The following is an 18,797-nucleotide window of genomic DNA, read 5'->3' on the forward strand; positions in this document are numbered from 1 at the left end:
GATAAGAAAATTTTACCGAAACACGGTAATTAGTCAACAGGAACGATATTTTAGAATGACCTATGTCAAATAAAAAACGTGTAATATAAATTATACATCATTTAATACTAGTAATATTTCTTATTTTAAAGGTAATCATAAACTATTATTCATGTAAGTAATTTTTTTAAACAAATCAGTGAAAAATTAAAATAATTCAGGTTGATTCGGTGTAATATCGTACTTTTCTCCCTTATTTTTTAATATCCTCAGATATCTCTGATGACATAACCGAAATATCTCTCTTTTTTGTCTATCTGATAACTTCATCCACATAAATCGCTCTTCTCTGCTCCGATAACATCCTCGGCAGAAACCACGGGAATCAGATTCACAAACCCCCTTGCAAGGGTTTGGAATAGCAAAAAACTCTAATTGTTCAGCCATCTAACCCTCCTGTACCTAGGTCTACCAAGCACTTACCCTGTGAGAATTGACATACTGACGTAGGATAAGCTCAATTGTGATAATTTAAAATAAAATAGTAACAATATGAAAACAATATATGAGAGTTGAAAGGACAAATTGAATTATTTTATCTATACAAGTTATAGTTAACCAGAAATATGCAGTTAGTGAGCGAAATTTCGCCATAATATTATCCCAAATAAGGACTTTCCTAAATAAGGATATTTCGCAATAAAATTATAAAGTTCAAGAGGTGATTATGCGTTTACTCCATACTATGATCCGTGTTGGCAACATGCAGCGCTCGATTGATTTCTATACTCAAGTGATGGGTATGCGTCTACTTCGCACCAGTGAAAATCCAGAGTATAAATATTCCCTCGCTTTTGTCGGCTATACCGATGAAAGCCAAGGTGCAGTCATTGAGTTAACCTATAATTGGAATGTTGAAAGCTACGAAATGGGAACCGCATTTGGGCATATTGCCTTGGGTGTTGACGATGTCGCTGCAACTTGTGAGCGCATCAAGCTCTCTGGTGGAAATGTGACTCGCGAGGCTGGGCCGGTTAAAGGCGGAACAACGGTCATTGCTTTTGTTGAAGATCCCGATGGCTATAAAATCGAATTAATCGAAAACCAAAGCGGCAGTAGTGCATTAGGAAATTAACTATTTCTACATGCAAAGGGCATTTTCCATGCCCTTCATTTCTAAATTGGATAGGCATTACTTCTGCAATACATGCCAAATTTTGTCATAATATCCACTATCATGAAGTTAAGAACTGAATCAGATGTCTAATAAAAAAGATCAAAACATGCTAAGTGGACGTTTTCGTGGCTACTATCCTGTTGTCATTGATGTAGAAACCGGTGGTTTTAATGCACAGACAGATGCTTTACTTGAAATCGCAGCAATTACTTTAAAGATGGACGAAGAGGGTTGGCTGGTGCCGGCTGACACACTGCATTTTCATATTGACCCCTTTGAAGGCGCTAACCTTGATCCAGCGGCGCTGGCATTCACAGGGATTGATCCGACCAATCCATTGCGGGGAGCAGTCAGTGAATACACGGCATTACATGCCATTTTCAAAATGATCCGCAAAGGTATGAAAGACAGTAATTGCAACCGTGCGATTATAGTCGCCCATAATGCCAGTTTTGATCACAACTTTGTCATGGCAGCAGCAGAGCGTTCTGGTTTGAAACGTAACCCATTCCACCCTTTCGCCACTTTTGATACCGCAGCCCTGAGTGGTTTGGTGCTCGGCCAAACAATCCTGGCTAAAGCCTGTATCACAGCGGAAATACCATTTGACAGCAATCAAGCTCATAGCGCTCTGTATGATACAGACCGAACTGCCCTGCTGTTCTGTGAACTCGTTAACCGCTGGAAGCGGCTAGGTGGCTGGCCATTACCTTCTTCAGATAACGAATCCTGATAAATTAAGCCCCATACCTGCTGAATACGGATGGGGCTTCAACAATCACTCACCAAAATGATGAATTATTCGCTATCGCAGTCTGCCTGTTCACGGTATTTGTCAGCAGTATCTTTGATCAACGCTTGTAATTCACCACTCTGATACATCTCAATGAGAATGTCACAACCACCTACCAACTCACCATCAACCCAAAGTTGAGGAAATGTCGGCCAATTTGCATATTTAGGTAATTCTGCACGGATATCAGGATTTTGCAGAATATCTACGTAAGCAAAACGTTCACCACAGGCAGACAGCGCCTGAACCGCTTGAGCAGAGAAGCCACAGTTTGGCAGCTTTGGGGAACCTTTCATGTACAGCAAGATTGGATTTTCTTTGATCTGGCGTTCTATTTTTCCAATAGTCGTTGTTTCTTCAACCGGGCGTTCGTTTTTCTCAATACTCATCATTTTTACTTCCTTAAACCACAAGCGCTGTTTATCAGCATCAGAAAAGATTGATTCAGAATACCACTTTCTACCGCGAATTTTCTACCGCGAACTTTCTTCTGCAAATTTTATGTTGCAATCTGCCGCAGATGGCTATGTGATGCTTTCACCCCCTGTGACCGTTTCCAATCAGTACTACAGTTCAGTTCCATTCCAGATCGCAGTTAAGTCGTATCTTTTTCCCTGTTATTTAGCTGAAAAGTTGTTAAGATAATTATCAAAATAGCAACATGATAATAAGCTTGAATTTGCTCTGCCCATGGTTGTCACCTTGTTAACCATGGCTTGTAGAGCCAAAAACCCGATATTAAAAAGGAGCATGCAATGTCTTTTGAATTACCAGCATTACCTTATGCCAAAAATGCCCTGGAACCACACATTTCAGCAGAAACTCTGGAATATCATTACGGCAAACATCATAACGCCTACGTTGTGAACCTGAACAATCTGATTAAAGATACCGAATTTGCCGGAAAATCACTGGAAGAAATCATCAAGACATCCGAAGGCGGCATCTTCAATAACGCAGCACAAGTCTGGAATCATACTTTCTACTGGAATAGCCTGTCACCAAACGGTGGTGGTGAACCAACTGGAAAAGTGGCAGACGCTATTAACAGTGCTTTCGGCTCTTTTGCTGAATTCAAGCAGCAGTTTACTGATGCTGCCCTGAAAAATTTTGGTTCTGGTTGGACATGGCTAGTCAAGAAAGCTGACGGCAGCGTAGCTATCGTCAATACTTCCAATGCCGCAACTCCACTGACTGGTGAAGATAAACCTGTATTGACAGTTGATGTTTGGGAACACGCATATTACATCGATTACCGTAATGCGCGCCCTCAATATCTGGAGCATTTCTGGGCTCTGGTCAACTGGAAATTTGTTGAAGAAAATCTGGCTTAATGAGATAAACGCTCAAACCAGTTTGAAATAGTAAAGGGTAGACTTTCCCGATTCCATAAGTCTTGGATAACGAAAGTTTACCCTTAAAGCAAACAAAAGCAGGCAACGTTACACTTCAATTTTTTTCTAGACTAGGCAAAGACTTGCTAGAATAACAATCATTACTAATGCGCTACTGGCAGTCAATAATCCCAACTTCAGATCTGTATCCATAAACATCCTCAATGTGAAAATTAAGGTGCCGCAACACCATAAATTTTGAATGATTACTCACCCTATTACATAAAAAACATCATTTGACATTTAGTGCATATACTTTATAGCATCGATTATTACTTTCACTTTTGAGCTAGATCAGACAAAATTCAAGGTTTATCGCTAAGTTATTGCCAGCCTTCATCCTATATATAAATATACTGGCAAACGATTAACAAAGATCTATAAATTTAGACCATAAGGTCAGGAGTCTTTTTTATCATGGCAACGATTAAAGATGTGGCTAAACGCGCTGGTGTTTCAACCACAACCGTATCCCATGTTATCAATAAAACCCGTTTCGTCGCCGAAGATACAAAAATCGCAGTTTGGGCTGCCATTAAAGAACTAAACTATTCTCCCAGCGCCGTAGCCCGTAGTTTGAAGGTTAACCACACCAAATCCATTGGATTACTGGCAACTTCAAGCGAGGCACCTTATTTTGCCGAAATCATAGAATCCGTTGAAAATAGCTGCTATAGCAAAGGTTATACGTTGATTTTATGCAATTCTCACAACAATCTCGACAAGCAGAAAGCTTATCTCGCAATGCTCGCTCAAAAGCGTGTGGATGGTTTACTGGTAATGTGTTCAGAATATCCTGAACAACTTTTGGGCATGTTGGAAGATTATCGCAATATTCCCATGGTAGTCATGGACTGGGGCGAATCTAGAGGAGATTTCACCGATGCGATTATCGATAACGCCTTCCATGGTGGTTATTTGGCCGGTCGCTATCTTATTGAACGCGGTCACCGTGATATTGCTTCCATTCCTGGGCCACTAGCAAGAAATACAGGTGGCGGGCGTCATCAAGGTTTTCTCAAGGCACTGAAAGAGGCAAATATTGCCATTCGAAATGAGTGGATTGAGCAGGGCGATTTTGAGCCTGAATCTGGCTATCAAGCTATGTATAAGATCCTGAACCAGAAAAATCGCCCCACAGCCGTTTTCTGTGGTGGCGATGTGATGGCAATGGGGGCAATCTGTGCAGCCGATGAGCTAGGCTTACGTGTCCCTCAAGATATTTCCATCATTGGTTATGACAATATTCGTAACGCACGCTACTTCACGCCAGCGCTGACAACCATCCACCAACCTAAAGAACGTCTGGGGCAGATGGCCTTCTCGGCGTTACTGGACAGGATCATCAATAAGCGTGAAGATGCACAAACTATCGAAGTCCACCCGCGTCTTGTTGAGCGTCGATCTGTTGCAGATGGGCCTTTCATCGATTATCGCCGTTGACGATCAGTTCTCCTGCAGCCATTCAGCATTAAGTGTTTCACTATCTCCGAGATAATCAAGCAACCAGCTTAATGCGGGTGAATGGCTTTTTTGCGACCATGCCAAGCAACATGGGCTATCAGGCAATGGTTGTTCAAGCTCAAGTGCGATCAATTTTCCGCTGCGGATCAGTGGTAATGCACGATGCTTGGGCACCATTCCTACACACAGACCATCCATCAGGCAAGCCAACCCAATATCCCAATCAGGCACAATCAATCGCCGTTGATTATCCAAAGCCCATGTATCACGCTTGGGCAGGCTGCGAGAAGTATCTTCCAGGCACAAACTGGAATAAGCGCGCATCTGGTCGTCATTCAATTTTTCTGCTATCGAAACCAGTTCATGTGTAGGGCTGGCAACACATAACCACGGCATAAACCCCATATCCCTGAAACTATATCGTTCTCCAACCGGAGAAGCGCGTGTGGCGCCAATAGCGACATCAACCCGCCCATCCACCAATGCATCCCACACACCATTAAAAACTTCAGGATAGATAAACAACTCAATATCTGGAAAATGTCGATAAAAATCCAGAATAAGTTGGAGCGTTCGCTCAGGTTTTACAACTTGATCAACTGCAATACTGAACTGCCCTCGCCAACCATTAGCCACCTGCTGACATTGATGGCGAGTGTGATGCATTTTTTTGATAACAGAACGAGCTTCTTTAACAAAAATACCCCCCGCTTCCGTTAATTCTACATCACGGTGACGACGCTCAAATAAAGGTACAGCCAACCATTCTTCGAGTTGTTTTACCGTATAGCTGATAGCAGAAGGGACACGATGAAGCTCTGATGCAGCTGCACTGAAACTTCCTGTTCTGGCTACAGCATCAACAACTTCCAGCGAGTATTCAGACCACATATTTATTCCTTTCAATTTTTTTCATAACATGATGCAAATATTACCGTTTCACAAGTAAAAATCATGCCATATAGAATAAGCTTTATATCTCCTTATCAATTACCACATCAAGTTATTAACACAATGACAACAAATAAAAATTCCATTTCATTCATGTTTTATCTCGCTGGCCTGAGTATGCTCGGCTATTTGGCCATTGATATGTATCTACCTGCCTTTGGAGTAATGAAAACAGAGTTAAATACATCAGAAAGTGCTATCAGTGCGAGCCTCAGCATTTTTCTTGGCGGTTTTGCCTTTGCTCAGTTGTTATGGGGGCAGCTATCTGATCGGTTGGGGAGAAAGCCTGTTCTTATTATCGGCTTATCCCTGTTTTCCGTTAGTTGTCTAGGTATGCTCTGGGTAACTGATTCCACTCAACTACTTGTATTGAGATTTCTTCAAGCGGTTGGAGTCTGCTCTGCGGCAGTTTGCTGGCAGGCTTTAGTTGTTGATCGGTATGATGCTGAGCGTACCAAACGTGTTTTTGCCATGATAATGCCTCTGGTTGCTCTTTCCCCTGCTCTCGCTCCTTTGGTCGGTGCATGGCTATTGTCACACGTTGGCTGGAAAGTGATTTTCCTTGTCTTGATGGCTGTGACACTTTCAGTGCTGGTACCCACATTTTTCCTGACCAATAAGCACAAAACCATCGATACCGACTCTGATAAAAAGGGCGTTTCTTTCTTTACCTTATTGAAATCCCCTATCTTCAGTGGAAATGTATTAATTTACGCTGCGTGCAGTGCAGGTTTTTTTGCTTGGCTAACTGGATCACCAACAATTCTGGCCGAGATGGGTTATGATCCTACAGATATTGGCTTGAGTTATATTCCTCAAACTCTGGCATTTATGGTCGGTGGATATGGTTGCCGTGTTCTTTTGGAAAAAGTCAAAAGTGAAACGGTATTTCCATTCTTGCTGGCAGGTTATGCCGTCAGCATGGTGATCATTTATTTAATTTCCCAATTCTATGAACCTTCATTTATGGCTATTCTCATTCCTTTCTGCTTTATGGCAACAATGAATGGTGCTTCTTATCCTATTGCCGTAGCAAATGCCCTCTCTGTTTACCCTAAAAACAGCGGGAAGGCGGCTGCATTACAGAATGCCCTGCAATTAGGTCTCTGTTTTGTCGCAAGCCTGATAGTCTCCATATTCATGAAAAATCCTCTTTTATCTACCACAACAGTGATGGTTTCTACTGTTGCTTTAATGGCAATAGGGTATTGGTTGCAAAAGCAAAAATATGACAAGAAAGATTAAACATGAATTCAATAATCACGCAAAAAAATAATAATTAAGAACATTCTCATCTAAAGGTTTCGTCATAAATGTGACCTTTAGATGATTGTTTAAATATTCTTTCACTCATATACTCATACAGGTTCATTATTATAAAAACTCGGAATTTGAGGTTTGTAAGGGCAATGAAGCCCTGTTTAATTTCAGGATGAATGAGCGTATATGCTTTTACTTAATGATCTATATTATTTCTGAATAAAACCTTTTTGGTTTTAGCATATTAAATAATCAGCCACAAAGAGATACCTCAAAATTCCCTCGTATAAATGTTGGAGAGTATATGAGTTCATCTTGCATTGAAGATAAAAAAATAATTACTGATCCGTGGCATAAAATTGCCAATGAGTTGCTTCAAGAAGCTGATATTGAAATCAATGGCAAACGCCCTTTCGATATACATGTCAAAAATCCCAATTTTTATAAAAGAGTGTTAAAAGAAGGCTCCCTTGGGCTGGGTGAAAGCTATATGGATGGCTGGTGGGATTGTGAACGTCTGGATGTATTCTTCCATAAAATCCTGCGAGCTGGTCTGGAGTATCGCATTCCCAAAAATACCAAGGATATCCTGAAAGTCATTACCGCTCGTATATTTAATTTACAATCACCCAAGAGAGCCTGGGTTGTAGGAGAAGAACATTATGATTTAGGTAACGATCTTTTTACTCGCATGCTCGACCCCTACATGCAGTATTCATGTGGCTACTGGAAAGATTCAAATACACTAGAAGAAGCCCAAACCAGTAAACTCCGCCTGATTTGCGAAAAACTGCAATTGTCTCCAGGCATGACATTATTGGATATCGGATGTGGATGGGGCGGTCTGGCTGCCTATGCTGCAAAAAACTATGGTGTATCCGTCACTGGCGTTACTATTTCCGCAGAGCAACAGAAATATGCTCAGGAACGCTGTGAAGATCTGGATGTGAAAATCATCCTTGAAGATTATCGCGATTTGAACCTCCAGTTTGATAGGATTGTTTCTGTCGGCATGTTTGAACACGTTGGCCCTAAAAACTATGCCAATTATTTCAATATTGTGCGCAAAAACCTGAAACCTGATGGCCTGTTCCTGCTTCATACTATCGGCTCTAACCGTGATAAATTGAACGTCGATTCATGGATGAATAAGTATATTTTTCCCAATGGTTGCCTACCTTCGGTTGCAAAAATCGCCAAAGCCAGTAATGGAAAATTTGTCATGGAAGACTGGCACAACTTTGGGGCGGATTATGACCGTACGTTGATGTCATGGTATGAACATTTCACCGCAAGCTGGAGCGAGATAGAACATAACTACAGCCCACGCTTTAAACGGATGTTCAGTTATTACTTGAATGCTTGCGCAGGCGCATTCCGTGCCAGAGACATTCAACTGTGGCAAATCATGTTTAGCCCACGGGGAATTGAAAACGGCCTGAGAGTTCCTCGGTAAGGTGTTAACCTAAAAAGGTTGTACAGAAAGCTACAGAACCCCATTCCTGTAGCTTTCACCTACAATGGGTAATGTTTTTTATTGTTCTTCCGTTTGTGACAATACTTTTTCCTGTTCTTTCTGCGCCATAACCCGTTCGACGGTATCTACGATTGCCTGTGTCTGTGTGTCAATCTCAATATTCACTTTCTGCCCAAGGCGCTTTTTACCCAGTGTCGTACGTTCCAGTGTTTCGGGTATCAGGTGAACACAGAATCGGTTATTCACGACATCCCCAATCGTCAGGCTAATCCCATCAATGCCAATAAATCCTTTATGCAGAATATATTTCATCAATTGCTTATCGTGAATGCGAAACCAAATTTCATGGTTATTTTCTGAAGTGAAAATCTTGGCAATTTCAGCTATCGTAATAACATGACCGGACATCAGATGCCCACCAATTTCATCACCAAATTTTGCGGCTCTTTCCAGGTTAACTAAGTCACCTACGTTAAGATCACCGAGATTAGTCAAGCGCAGCGTCTCTTTCATCAAATCAAAACTAATCAGATCGCTATCGATATTGGTCACTGTCAGGCAACAACCATTGTGGGAAACGGAGGCCCCCGTTTCAATTCCGGGTAATAATTCAGCCGGAAATTTAACAATATGAGTTCGAAAATGCGCTTTTTCATCAATTGCAACTATCCGCGCTTTTCCCTGAACGATGCCTGTAAACATGGGAACCCCTTTCGTCATTTGCATAAATAAGTTAGTTTAACCCACCCATCATTTTTAAACACTATTTCGGTGAGTGCGCACTCCCGTTGCGTATTAGTATCGCGCAGCGATTGGCTTAGTAAAATGAGTCCTATACAATATCTGTGCTAATAAGCGATTAATTTTCCAATAACATCGTTTGCCCGTAGAAATATTCTTTGTTTTTCTCATTAATTTTCAATCAAAAAAGGTGTAGTACGTGCAGAAATACTTAAATGAAGCGCGTAGTTTGCTCGCTCTGGGGATCCCAATCATCATCGCACAATTTTCACAAACTGCGATGGGTTTCGTCGATACAGTCATGGCTGGTAAAGCTGGTGCTGTAGAAATGTCTGCAGTTGCCGTCGGCACGTCAATCTGGTTACCAACTATTTTATTTGGTCAAGGTCTACTGATGGCCCTAACGCCGATTGTGGCACACATGAACGGTTCTGGTCAGAGAAAAAATGTAGCAACTCAGATCCAACAAGGCTTCTGGCTGGCGACTTTTCTCTCTATTTTAGTTATAGCTGTATTGTATAACTGCCGATTCATTATAGAAGCGCAACACAATGTTGATCCTGTGTTGGCACAAAAAGCAATAAACTTTATCCATGCCATTATGTGGGGTGCCCCTGGCTATCTGTTCTATCAGACCTTACGCGGTCAGTGTGAAGGATTGTCGAAAACCAAGCCTGCAATGATTATTGGCATTATGGGATTACTGGTTAACATTCCTGTCAATTATATTTTCATTTACGGTAAATTTGGCGCACCAGAATTAGGCGGTGTGGGCTGTGGTGTTGCGACGGCCACGGTCTATTGGGTCATGTTCCTGTTACTGCTTGCGTATGTAAAACACACGCCTTCACAGAAGGATATTCATACGTTCGATAATTTTACTGGCCCTAATTGGAGTACACAAAAACGTATTGTGTTACTTGGCTTACCTATCGCGCTGGCTCTGTTCTTTGAAGTCACACTTTTTGCTGTTGTTTCACTGTTGGTATCTCCTCTCGGAGTCGCTGCCGTTGCTGGACATCAGATCGCACTCAATTTCAGTTCCATGATGTTTATGTTTCCCCTGTCATTTGGGATCGCAGCAACCATCCGCGTAGGCTATAACCTTGGAAAAAAATCGACTGAAGGTGCCAAAATTTCAGCTTACACAAGCCTTGCTGTCGGTTTGATGATAGCCTGTATGACCGCGGCCTTTACAACTTTGTTCCGCGAACCGATCGCACTTATGTATAACGATAACTATGAAGTTGTCACTCTTGCATCCCATCTGATGCTGTTTGCAGCCATTTATCAGATTTCTGATTCAGTTCAGGTTATTGGTTCCGGTGTATTACGAGGGTATAAAGATACGCGTTCCGTCTTCTTTATCACCTTTATTGCTTATTGGATCTTAGGACTACCTAGTGGTTACATTCTGGCGCTAACCCATTATGTCACTGAACCAATGGGGCCACAGGGTTTCTGGATTGGGTTTATTATCGGCTTAACCGCCGCCGCGGTCATGGTGGGTCTCCGAATTTTGTGGTTACAAAAGCAACCAACTCACTTTGTTCTGGAACGCTCTACTCATTAATTTAGTCTATTAGGTCGGAAAACAAGAGGAAAAGCCGTAAATTCATTCCAAAAGGTGTAAATACGAGCAATCGAATAAGAATTTGCGTTTTTCCTCTTGCCAGAAAGCCCCGTGATCGTTAATATTCTTCCCCGTTGTCAGCCACAGAAATTTAGATTGCGTCCGTAGCTCAGTTGGTTAGAGCACCACCTTGACATGGTGGGGGTCGGTGGTTCGAGTCCACTCGGACGCACCATATATCTGTCTGACATAGAAAAAATCTTATGTGCGTCCGTAGCTCAGTTGGTTAGAGCACCACCTTGACATGGTGGGGGTCGGTGGTTCGAGTCCACTCGGACGCACCATCTATTAGATAGTATCCTAAATTCCTTTCTAGCCATTTATTGTTTTATTTCATATTTTGCTGAACTCTACTTCCCTACCATATACTTAATGTTACCCAACCTATCACGCGATACTAACAATTCAATTCTATCCGTTTGCGCAACAACTCTCTGATTTCCTTAACATGAGCCAGAATATTTTTCGCTTTTTACTCATAAATATCTCCAAGAATCACTTTTTTGATTCATTTCACAGAAATTAGCCTCTATAATACGCTCCTGTCATAAGTTGAATGGTTTCAGCCAATTGATTTACCGAACTCAGAAAAAATTACCGATGCTTAATCGATTCAAGTCCACATATCTACACACGCCTGACTTCACGCAAAAAAAACCATTTGACACTTTCTGCCATCCGTTTTCCGTTATGTTGCGCAACTTACAAATCCAGATGATGCTGGCATAAATGTCAATGGTTGGTGATTCACTCTTTTAATCCATTAAAACCAGTAGATAGATTGTCATGAAAAAAACCAAAATTGTTTGTACTATCGGGCCAAAAACAGAATCCGAAACAAAACTGACCGAATTGCTTAATGCAGGCATGAATGTCATGCGCCTAAATTTTTCTCACGGTGACTACGAAGAACATGGCCAACGTATTAAAAACCTTCGTGCGGTCACTGCGAAAACAGGCAAAAAAGCAGCTATCCTACTGGATACCAAAGGCCCTGAAATTCGTACCATAAAGCTGGAAGGTGGTAATGATGTCTCTCTCACTGCGGGCCAGACTTTCACTTTTACAACTGATAAATCTGTTATTGGCAATCAAGAGTGTGTCGCCGTCACTTATGCTGGTCTGCCAGCAGACCTGAAACCGGGTAATACCATTTTGGTTGATGATGGTTTGATCGCCATGACAGTAAAAAACGTCACCGAGACTGAAGTCATCTGTGAGGTATTGAACAACGGTGATTTAGGCGAAAACAAAGGCGTCAATCTGCCAAATGTCGCCATCAACCTGCCTGCACTGGCAGAAAAAGATAAACAGGATCTGATTTTCGGTTGCGAGCAAGGTGTTGATTTCGTCGCAGCGTCTTTCATCCGTAAGCGTTCTGATGTACTGGAAATCCGTGATCACCTGAAAGCCCACGGTGGAGAGCACATCCAAATCATCTCCAAAATTGAAAATCAGGAAGGCCTGAATAATTTTGATGAAATTATGGAAGCTTCAGACGGTATCATGGTTGCCCGTGGTGATTTGGGTGTTGAGATCCCAGTAGAAGAAGTTATCTTCGCGCAGAAGATGATGATCGAAAAATGTAATGCAGCACGCAAAGTTGTCATCACTGCAACCCAAATGCTGGATTCCATGATCAAAAATCCACGCCCTACCCGCGCTGAAGCAGGTGACGTTGCCAATGCCATCTTAGATGGCACTGATGCCGTGATGCTTTCCGGTGAAAGTGCAAAAGGGAAATACCCTATCGAAGCGGTTTCTATCATGGCAACCATCTGTGAACGTACAGATCGCGTCATGAACAGCAGAATTGAAAATACCAAAGCCCAGAAACTGCGCGTTACTGAGGCAGTCTGCCGTGGTGCAGTTGAAATTGCAGAAAAGCTGGAAGCACCCCTGATTGTCGTTGCAACCTATGGTGGCAAATCTGCAAGATCTATCCGTAAATATTTCCCTAACGCGCCTATCCTCGCTCTGACTACCAATGAAATCACTGCCCGACAATTACTGTTGGTCAAAGGTGTTTCCACACAAATTGTCAAAGAGATCGCTTCTACCGATGACTTCTATCGGATTGGTAAGGAAGCGGCACTGGCAAGTGGTATAGCCAATAAAGGTGATGCCGTTGTAATGATATCCGGTGCGTTAGTACCAAGTGGCACAACAAATACTTCTTCAGTCCACGTTCTATAAACTTGCACCATACCCAATCCTGAATAAGCTGCCCAGACATTGGGCAGTCTTGTTAGCGATGTTAATAACTATAAATAAGATCCAAATTTGGTTTATATCCAAATAGATCTTTTTATATTTCTATGCCATATCGTTATCATTATAAACTTTATAAAAGTTATACAATTACAGTAAGCAAATTTATCTACAGGTTCCAGTACAAAAACACTTACTGTTTTTATTTATTTGTATGTACCTTCTCTATTTATTAGTCTAAAACATCAAAAATGGAATGCATATCACGTAATCATTGAGATTGTTCTGATTAAATCACCGAATAAACCACTAATTTATTGCAGTTATCTAAAAATTATTGGCTTATTTTCCGATTAAAGAACAGTAGAATTTTTTTTCAGTAGCAAAAATTTATTCTCTTTCTAAAAAAGTTTGTGTAATACTTAGGTAGCTACTTGGAGATTAACTTAATCTAGAGGGTATTGTGATGAATCGTACTAAAGTTGTATTTGGTGCAGTAATTCTGGCTTCCACTCTGTTAGCGGGTTGTTCAAGCGCGACTAAAGTTGAACAACTTGCCACTCAGGTTAACACTCTGGGTTCTAAAGTTGACCAATTGAGAAATGACCTCACCGCTGTTCACTCTGATGTTCAGTCAGCCAAAGAGGAAGCAGCTCGTGCGAATAAGCGCCTTGATAATCAAGTGCGTTCCTACAAGAAATAATCTTGCAGCAGATAACAAAAATGGCGTACCAAGTAAGGTACGCCATTTTTATATTCGCTGATCCATTTGTTGTTCTCAGAAATCGATTGCAAATGCCCCTACCCTAAATCAGGATAAGGGCTCAGCCTGATAAATGGGACTAGGCTGATTTAATGGCGGCAATTTAACTGGGTTAACACCGTGAGTGGCTTCTTCACGAGTCTCAATCGGCCTTGAAACTTCTTGCTCTTCCTGATTGGGTAAAGCAATACCTTTATTCACCAGCACAGGTATTCCTGAACGTCGAATAATCGCCTGATCAACAAGAACAGCGTCTGTTTCACGATTATCAATAAATTTTATCAACCCCTCAGCGCGCTGAATCGGCCTAGTCTGAGGGTCATCGGTCTGTTTATCTGAAAGTGGCTGATGAATTTCCACGTAACGTTTCCCAGTTGGCTCCACTGTATATTTGATTGGCTCATTAATTATCTGAACACGGGTTCCTCGTGGCACACTATAAAACAAATCCTCAATATCATCGGGGCGCAAACGAATACAGCCCGAACTGACACGCATACCAATACCAAAATTCGCATTCGTACCATGAATCAAATATTCTCCACGACCAGCAGCCAAACGCAAGGCAAAATCCCCCATCGGATTATCCGCCCCGGCAGGTACTACTGTTGGCAAAATAATCCCTCGACTCGCATAATCTTTACGAATATTGGTGGTCGGTGTCCATGTTGGATTTTTAATCAACTGGCTGACAGACGTTGTCATCGTCGGTGTATCACGTTCAAGCTGACCGATCCCAATGGGATAGACGACAACATAATTTTTCCCTTTGGGGAAATAATAGAGCCTAAATTCCGCCAGATTAATGATAATACCTTGACGAGGAGTATCGGGGAGCAGCATCTGTGATGGAATAATCAGCTTGGTGCCTGGTTTCGGCAGATAAGGATCAACGCCAGGATTAGCCTCCAGCATGGCCAACAAACCTATTTGGTATTTGGCGGCAACGGCTTCCAGCGAAAGCCCATCATCAGATACAACATAGATGGCGTTCTCACCAATCAGGCGACTGTTAGTTGGTGGCAATGGGTACTCCATCGCATGGGCTATATTGACCGAACCACTTAACGATAACAAACCGATCAAGGACATACCGATAAAAGTCAAAAATCGCTTCATATACACTTCCTGAAATGATGTTTGAATGACAATGGTTAATTAATAGCCCACTTTAAGAGACTCTTCTATCTCCTTTATCGAAATCAAGGAGAAACCCTAACAAAATAAAAACAAAAATACGCATTCTTCCATGCACACTATACGCGTTAATATCACTCAATATACAGTCCTGTAACCCGTCATTAGCGAGGGAAGTTCAAATCAGTAAAAGTCGCCATTCACCAAAATGCCAAACAGTTCCTGTCAATAAAATACTGACAGGAACTGAACTCAATGAATGGGTGTCATAAGATAAAAATCTACGACAAGACTGCAGTTGTTAGACGAGATGTGCAGCATAACTGCTGCCGTTCATTATAGATGTCAATCTGCCAGACTTGGTGAGAACGTCCAAGGTGAACAGGTTTACAAACACCTTTGACAACGCCTTTACTCACCGCTTTGATATGGTTGGCATTAATCTCTACTCCCACAACTTTCTGTTCACCCTCTAAACAGAGATACCCTGCAAGAGAACCGAGCGATTCAGCCAACACCACAGATGCCCCGCCATGTAAGAGACCAAACGGCTGTTTAGTACGTTGATCGACAGGCATTGTTCCTTCAATAAAATCGTCACCAATCTGGGTGATTTTTATTCCCACATGTTCTAGCATGCACTCGCTATTAAATTGATTAAGCGCGTTCACATCTGTAGTACGTTTCCAAATCACGGTATTATCTCCAATAAGGCTTGTAATGGATGTTTAACTGCTTGTCCTTCTATGCGTTTCACCTGGCTACGGCATGAATAGCCTGTGCTGAGACAACGTTCGAGAGCAAGATTGTCCAGCGCCGGAGCCCATGAAAGTTTATAGATACCGATCGAGTTATCAATATTCTTTTTTTCATGGCCATATGTGCCTGCCATACCACAGCATCCCACGCTGACATTGTTCAATTGACAGCCAAAATGACGGAAAATATCCGTCCATTGCTTACCGCTATTGGGTAACGCTGTCACTTCTGTGCAATGCCCCAGTAAATACCAGTCACCACTGGATGTTGAGCTGTCACGTTTTTCTTGTGATGGTGTCTCTGGCAGAATACTCATGAGCCATTCATGAACCAATTGGACGTTAAAGCTACCCCGCCGCTCACCGAGGATATCGTTGTATTCATCTCGGTAACACAGCACCAGCGCAGGATCAACTCCCACCATAGGAATATTCAGACGATCTACTCGATTAAGAAAATTGGCTGTCTTCTCGGCAGTCTTGGCAAATTTAGTCAAGAACCCTTTGACATGTTGTGCTTTTCCATTAGGTGAAAACGGTAACAGCACAGGTTGATATCCTAGTTTTTCGGTCAATCGCACAAAATCAGCGACAACTTTCGCATCGTGGTAACTCGTGAAAGGATCTTGGACGATAAGCACATGCTGCTTACGTTGAGATTGTGACAGAGTTTCGAGCTGTTCCAGTGTCGTTCTTGCTGCATAGTGGTCTGAAAGCTGCTGTTGCAGTGTTGGGTAGGAAAGTAGCGGTAAATCAACCATACCAATGGTGTGCTGGCTGATTTTCTGTACCCATGGTCGTTTCAAAAAAAAGTTAACGACTTGAGGCACCTTTGCCATCAACGGAGTACTGTTTTCAACATTGGCAACGATATGATCACGCAGCGGACGCAGATAACGACTGTGATAAAGCGCCAGAAAACGCGAACGAAATGAAGGTACATCAATCTTAATTGGACACTGTGTCGAACAGGCTTTACAAGCCAGACAGCCTGACATGGCTTCTTTCACTTCATGCGAGAAATCATATTCACCCCGCCACGCCTGCCAACTATAGCGCGTCTTGTCAATCAGCCCCCGCAGGCTAGGACGCGCTTGATCAAGCCCCTGCTCCAACAACTTGGGGTCCATCCCCTGCTCAGTCAGAAGCCGCAACCATTCTCTGACCAGCGTTGCCCTGCCTTTAGGAGAGTGAATGCGATGTTGACTTACCTTCATTGAAGGACACATTGGGCTTTTGACATCGAAATTGAAGCATAGGCCATTACCATTACATTCCATCGCCCCACGAAATGCCGTTCTGACATTAACAGGAATAGTACGGTCATAAGTTCCGCGCTTGGTTGCATCTACCTTCATCATTGGAGCGTCAGTGTCAATCGGTGAGCAGATTTTTCCCGGATTAAGACGGTTCAGCGGATCAAATGCCGCTTTTATCCGACGCAATTCGTCATACAAGATTTCGCCAAAAAAATCCGGGCTGTATTCCGCCCGAAAACCTTTTCCATGTTCTCCCCATAGCAAGCCACCATATTTAGCTGTCAGACAAACAATTTCATCAGAAATCTGCTTCATCAAGATTTCCTGTTGTGGATCACACATATCCAGCGCAGGCCGAACATGTAAGACGCCCGCATCGACATGCCCAAACATGCCATAGTTAAGCTGATGGCTATCGAGGAGCTGACGGAATTCAACGATGTAATCGGCAAGATGCTGAGGGGGTACACAGGTATCTTCGACAAACGGAATCGGTTTGGCAGCCCCCTTGCTGTTACCGAGTAACCCAACGGATTTTTTCCGCATGGCATAAATACGCTCAATATCCACTAAATGATGGCAAATTTGATAACCAATGATACCGGTCTGGTTTTCCTCCATCAATTCATCAAGGCGCTGGCAAAGATCATAAACCTGCTGGTCAATTTGCTGTTTATCATTGCCACTGAATTCGACGATATTCAGCCCCTGCATATCTTTATCAGCGACATCCGTAATCAATTCCTTCACTGAGTGCCAGATGATATCTTCACGCGCCAGATTGAGCACTTTGGAATCCACCGTCTCAACCGAAAGCGCTTTGGCTTCCACCATGAAAGGGGCATTGCGCAGGGCCGAATCAAAGGAATCATATTTGACATTCACCAACCGCCTGACTTTTGGCAATGGCGTAATATCCAGTGTGGCTTCTGTAATAAAAGCCAATGTTCCTTCAGAGCCAGTCAAGATTCGGGTCAAGTCAAATGTTTGCATATCATCACTGTAAACATGACGCAAATCATATCCGGTCAGAAATCGATTGAGCTTCGGGAATTTTTCGACGATTAACTTCCGGCGCTCACGGCAGCGTTCAAGCACTGTTTTATAGATCCGCCCAATGATGGATTCTTCTTGAGCAATCGATTCCGCAGATAACGTACTCATAGGACGGGTATCAAACATTTCCCCACCCAATAAAACGGCGCGGACACCAAGTACATGATCCGACGTTTTGCCATAAACCAGCGATCCCTGACCAGAAGCATCGGTATTAATCATGCCGCCTAACGTGGCACGGTTACTGGTTGATAATTCGGGAGAGAAAAAATAACCGAAAGGCTTTAGGTATTGATTGAGTTGATCTTTGATGACACCGGCTTCGACTTTAACCCACCCTTGTTCTGGATTGATTTCAAGAATACGATTCATATAACGGGACATATCCACCACAATACCATTATTGAGTGATTGTCCGTTGGTGCCCGTTCCTCCCCCGCGAGGAGCAAATGTCAGGGAATGAAAACGTTCTTCGCCCGCAACTCTCGCTAGCAGAGCAACATCAGCGCTGGAGCGCGGAAAAATAACTGCTTGTGGCAACAATTGATAAATACTGTTATCCGTCGCCATAGTCAATCTGTCGGCATAACTGCTGGCAGTATCGCCTGTAAAGCCAACTTCCTTCAGTTCGGTCAAATATTCCTGTGCCAGTTCACTGACATGGGGGGCTTGTGGTATACGTGGGATCATTGGCTTATGCCCCTTCTCTAATTAGTGTCCACATTGCTTCATTTATATACTATC

The 18,797-nt window shown here is 42.6% G+C and carries 16 protein-coding genes and 2 tRNA genes; 11 read left to right on the forward strand and 7 right to left on the reverse strand.

Annotation, left to right across the window (positions count from 1 at the left end; translation table 11 throughout):
• Nucleotides 1-186: 186 nt before the first annotated feature.
• The gene (locus PSI22_RS06085; protein ID WP_273578989.1) at nt 187-426 is read right to left on the reverse strand and encodes a DUF1289 domain-containing protein; all 240 of its coding nucleotides are present in this window, start codon (nt 424-426) and stop codon (nt 187-189) included.
• Between the two features lie 280 nt (nt 427-706).
• On the opposite strand from PSI22_RS06085, the gene gloA reads away from it, so the two are divergent.
• Nucleotides 707-1,114 (forward strand): lactoylglutathione lyase, encoded by a 408-nt coding sequence (gloA, locus tag PSI22_RS06090; RefSeq protein WP_238098583.1) that lies wholly within the window; start codon nt 707-709, stop codon nt 1,112-1,114.
• A 124-nt stretch (nt 1,115-1,238) separates the two neighbouring features.
• Nucleotides 1,239-1,889 (forward strand): ribonuclease T, encoded by a 651-nt coding sequence (gene rnt, locus PSI22_RS06095; protein ID WP_273578990.1) that lies wholly within the window; start codon nt 1,239-1,241, stop codon nt 1,887-1,889.
• A 65-nt stretch (nt 1,890-1,954) separates the two neighbouring features.
• Here the strand turns inward: rnt and PSI22_RS06100 are convergent, their stop codons facing one another.
• A complete protein-coding gene (locus tag PSI22_RS06100) occupies nt 1,955-2,338 on the reverse strand; it encodes a Grx4 family monothiol glutaredoxin (protein WP_155271245.1) in 384 nt (127 codons plus the stop codon).
• Between the two features lie 366 nt (nt 2,339-2,704).
• On the opposite strand from PSI22_RS06100, the gene sodB reads away from it, so the two are divergent.
• Complete coding sequence (gene sodB, locus PSI22_RS06105) at nt 2,705-3,283, forward strand: superoxide dismutase [Fe] (RefSeq protein ID WP_273578991.1); 579 nt, start codon at nt 2,705-2,707, stop codon at nt 3,281-3,283.
• Between the two features lie 477 nt (nt 3,284-3,760).
• Nucleotides 3,761-4,786: an HTH-type transcriptional repressor PurR gene (gene purR, locus PSI22_RS06110; protein ID WP_273578992.1), complete on the forward strand. Its 1,026-nt coding sequence runs from the start codon at nt 3,761-3,763 to the stop codon at nt 4,784-4,786.
• Between the two features lie 3 nt (nt 4,787-4,789).
• On the opposite strand, the gene punR is transcribed toward purR, so the two are convergent.
• Nucleotides 4,790-5,698, reverse strand: a complete 909-nt coding sequence (gene punR, locus PSI22_RS06115) for a DNA-binding transcriptional activator PunR (protein WP_273578993.1) — start codon at nt 5,696-5,698, stop codon at nt 4,790-4,792.
• 123 nt (nt 5,699-5,821) lie between these two features.
• Here punR and punC point away from each other — a divergent pair, with 123 nt between their 5' ends.
• Nucleotides 5,822-7,003 carry a purine nucleoside transporter PunC gene (punC, locus tag PSI22_RS06120; RefSeq protein WP_273578994.1) on the forward strand — a complete coding sequence of 394 codons (1,182 nt, stop codon included), beginning with the start codon at nt 5,822-5,824 and terminating at the stop codon, nt 7,001-7,003.
• 319 nt (nt 7,004-7,322) lie between these two features.
• On the forward strand, nt 7,323-8,474 hold the full coding sequence (gene cfa, locus PSI22_RS06125) for a cyclopropane fatty acyl phospholipid synthase (protein ID WP_273578995.1): 1,152 nt from the start codon (nt 7,323-7,325) through the stop codon (nt 8,472-8,474).
• A 78-nt stretch (nt 8,475-8,552) separates the two neighbouring features.
• On the opposite strand, the gene PSI22_RS06130 is transcribed toward cfa, so the two are convergent.
• Nucleotides 8,553-9,197: a riboflavin synthase subunit alpha gene (locus tag PSI22_RS06130; protein ID WP_273578996.1), complete on the reverse strand. Its 645-nt coding sequence runs from the start codon at nt 9,195-9,197 to the stop codon at nt 8,553-8,555.
• Nucleotides 9,198-9,435: 238 nt separating this feature from the next.
• Here PSI22_RS06130 and PSI22_RS06135 point away from each other — a divergent pair, with 238 nt between their 5' ends.
• From PSI22_RS06135 to PSI22_RS06155, 5 genes are all read left to right on the forward strand, one after another.
• Entirely contained in the window at nt 9,436-10,809 is a 1,374-nt protein-coding gene (locus PSI22_RS06135; protein WP_273578997.1) for an MATE family efflux transporter, read from the forward strand.
• Between the two features lie 158 nt (nt 10,810-10,967).
• A tRNA-Val gene (locus tag PSI22_RS06140) sits at nt 10,968-11,044 on the forward strand.
• A 32-nt stretch (nt 11,045-11,076) separates the two neighbouring features.
• Nucleotides 11,077-11,153 (forward strand) — tRNA-Val (locus PSI22_RS06145).
• Between the two features lie 502 nt (nt 11,154-11,655).
• On the forward strand, nt 11,656-13,065 hold the full coding sequence (pykF, locus tag PSI22_RS06150; RefSeq protein ID WP_273578998.1) for a pyruvate kinase PykF: 1,410 nt from the start codon (nt 11,656-11,658) through the stop codon (nt 13,063-13,065).
• Between the two features lie 481 nt (nt 13,066-13,546).
• Complete coding sequence (locus PSI22_RS06155) at nt 13,547-13,783, forward strand: major outer membrane lipoprotein (protein ID WP_273578999.1); 237 nt, start codon at nt 13,547-13,549, stop codon at nt 13,781-13,783.
• Between the two features lie 108 nt (nt 13,784-13,891).
• Here PSI22_RS06155 and PSI22_RS06160 read toward each other — a convergent pair whose 3' ends face one another.
• The 3 genes from PSI22_RS06160 to ydiJ form a co-directional block, all read right to left on the reverse strand.
• Nucleotides 13,892-14,962 (reverse strand): L,D-transpeptidase family protein, encoded by a 1,071-nt coding sequence (locus PSI22_RS06160; RefSeq protein ID WP_273579000.1) that lies wholly within the window; start codon nt 14,960-14,962, stop codon nt 13,892-13,894.
• A 299-nt stretch (nt 14,963-15,261) separates the two neighbouring features.
• Nucleotides 15,262-15,675, reverse strand: a complete 414-nt coding sequence (locus tag PSI22_RS06165) for a hotdog fold thioesterase (RefSeq protein ID WP_273579001.1) — start codon at nt 15,673-15,675, stop codon at nt 15,262-15,264.
• Nucleotides 15,672-18,743, reverse strand: a complete 3,072-nt coding sequence (gene ydiJ / locus PSI22_RS06170) for a D-2-hydroxyglutarate dehydrogenase YdiJ (RefSeq protein ID WP_273579002.1) — start codon at nt 18,741-18,743, stop codon at nt 15,672-15,674. Before ydiJ ends, PSI22_RS06165 begins: the two co-directional genes overlap by 4 nt.
• Between the last annotated feature and the right edge of the window lie 54 nt (nt 18,744-18,797).

Source organism: Xenorhabdus aichiensis, from assembly GCF_028598775.1.
In the GTDB taxonomy this organism is placed as follows: domain Bacteria; phylum Pseudomonadota; class Gammaproteobacteria; order Enterobacterales; family Enterobacteriaceae; genus Xenorhabdus; species Xenorhabdus bovienii.

What these genes read in the sequence shown, in the direction of transcription:
- cfa (WP_273578995.1), top strand. Translation starts at nt 7,323, where the DNA reads ATGAGTTCATCTTGCATTGAAGATAAAAAAATAATTACTGATCCGTGG.
- pykF (WP_273578998.1), top strand. Translation starts at nt 11,656, where the DNA reads ATGAAAAAAACCAAAATTGTTTGTACTATCGGGCCAAAAACAGAATCC.
- PSI22_RS06130 (WP_273578996.1), bottom strand. Translation starts at nt 9,197, where the DNA reads ATGTTTACAGGCATCGTTCAGGGAAAAGCGCGGATAGTTGCAATTGAT.
- PSI22_RS06160 (WP_273579000.1), bottom strand. Translation starts at nt 14,962, where the DNA reads ATGAAGCGATTTTTGACTTTTATCGGTATGTCCTTGATCGGTTTGTTA.
- punR (WP_273578993.1), bottom strand. Translation starts at nt 5,698, where the DNA reads ATGTGGTCTGAATACTCGCTGGAAGTTGTTGATGCTGTAGCCAGAACA.
- purR (WP_273578992.1), top strand. Translation starts at nt 3,761, where the DNA reads ATGGCAACGATTAAAGATGTGGCTAAACGCGCTGGTGTTTCAACCACA.
- punC (WP_273578994.1), top strand. Translation starts at nt 5,822, where the DNA reads ATGACAACAAATAAAAATTCCATTTCATTCATGTTTTATCTCGCTGGC.
- PSI22_RS06100 (WP_155271245.1), bottom strand. Translation starts at nt 2,338, where the DNA reads ATGAGTATTGAGAAAAACGAACGCCCGGTTGAAGAAACAACGACTATT.
- rnt (WP_273578990.1), top strand. Translation starts at nt 1,239, where the DNA reads ATGTCTAATAAAAAAGATCAAAACATGCTAAGTGGACGTTTTCGTGGC.
- sodB (WP_273578991.1), top strand. Translation starts at nt 2,705, where the DNA reads ATGTCTTTTGAATTACCAGCATTACCTTATGCCAAAAATGCCCTGGAA.
- gloA (WP_238098583.1), top strand. Translation starts at nt 707, where the DNA reads ATGCGTTTACTCCATACTATGATCCGTGTTGGCAACATGCAGCGCTCG.
- PSI22_RS06155 (WP_273578999.1), top strand. Translation starts at nt 13,547, where the DNA reads ATGAATCGTACTAAAGTTGTATTTGGTGCAGTAATTCTGGCTTCCACT.
- ydiJ (WP_273579002.1), bottom strand. Translation starts at nt 18,743, where the DNA reads ATGATCCCACGTATACCACAAGCCCCCCATGTCAGTGAACTGGCACAG.
- PSI22_RS06085 (WP_273578989.1), bottom strand. Translation starts at nt 426, where the DNA reads ATGGCTGAACAATTAGAGTTTTTTGCTATTCCAAACCCTTGCAAGGGG.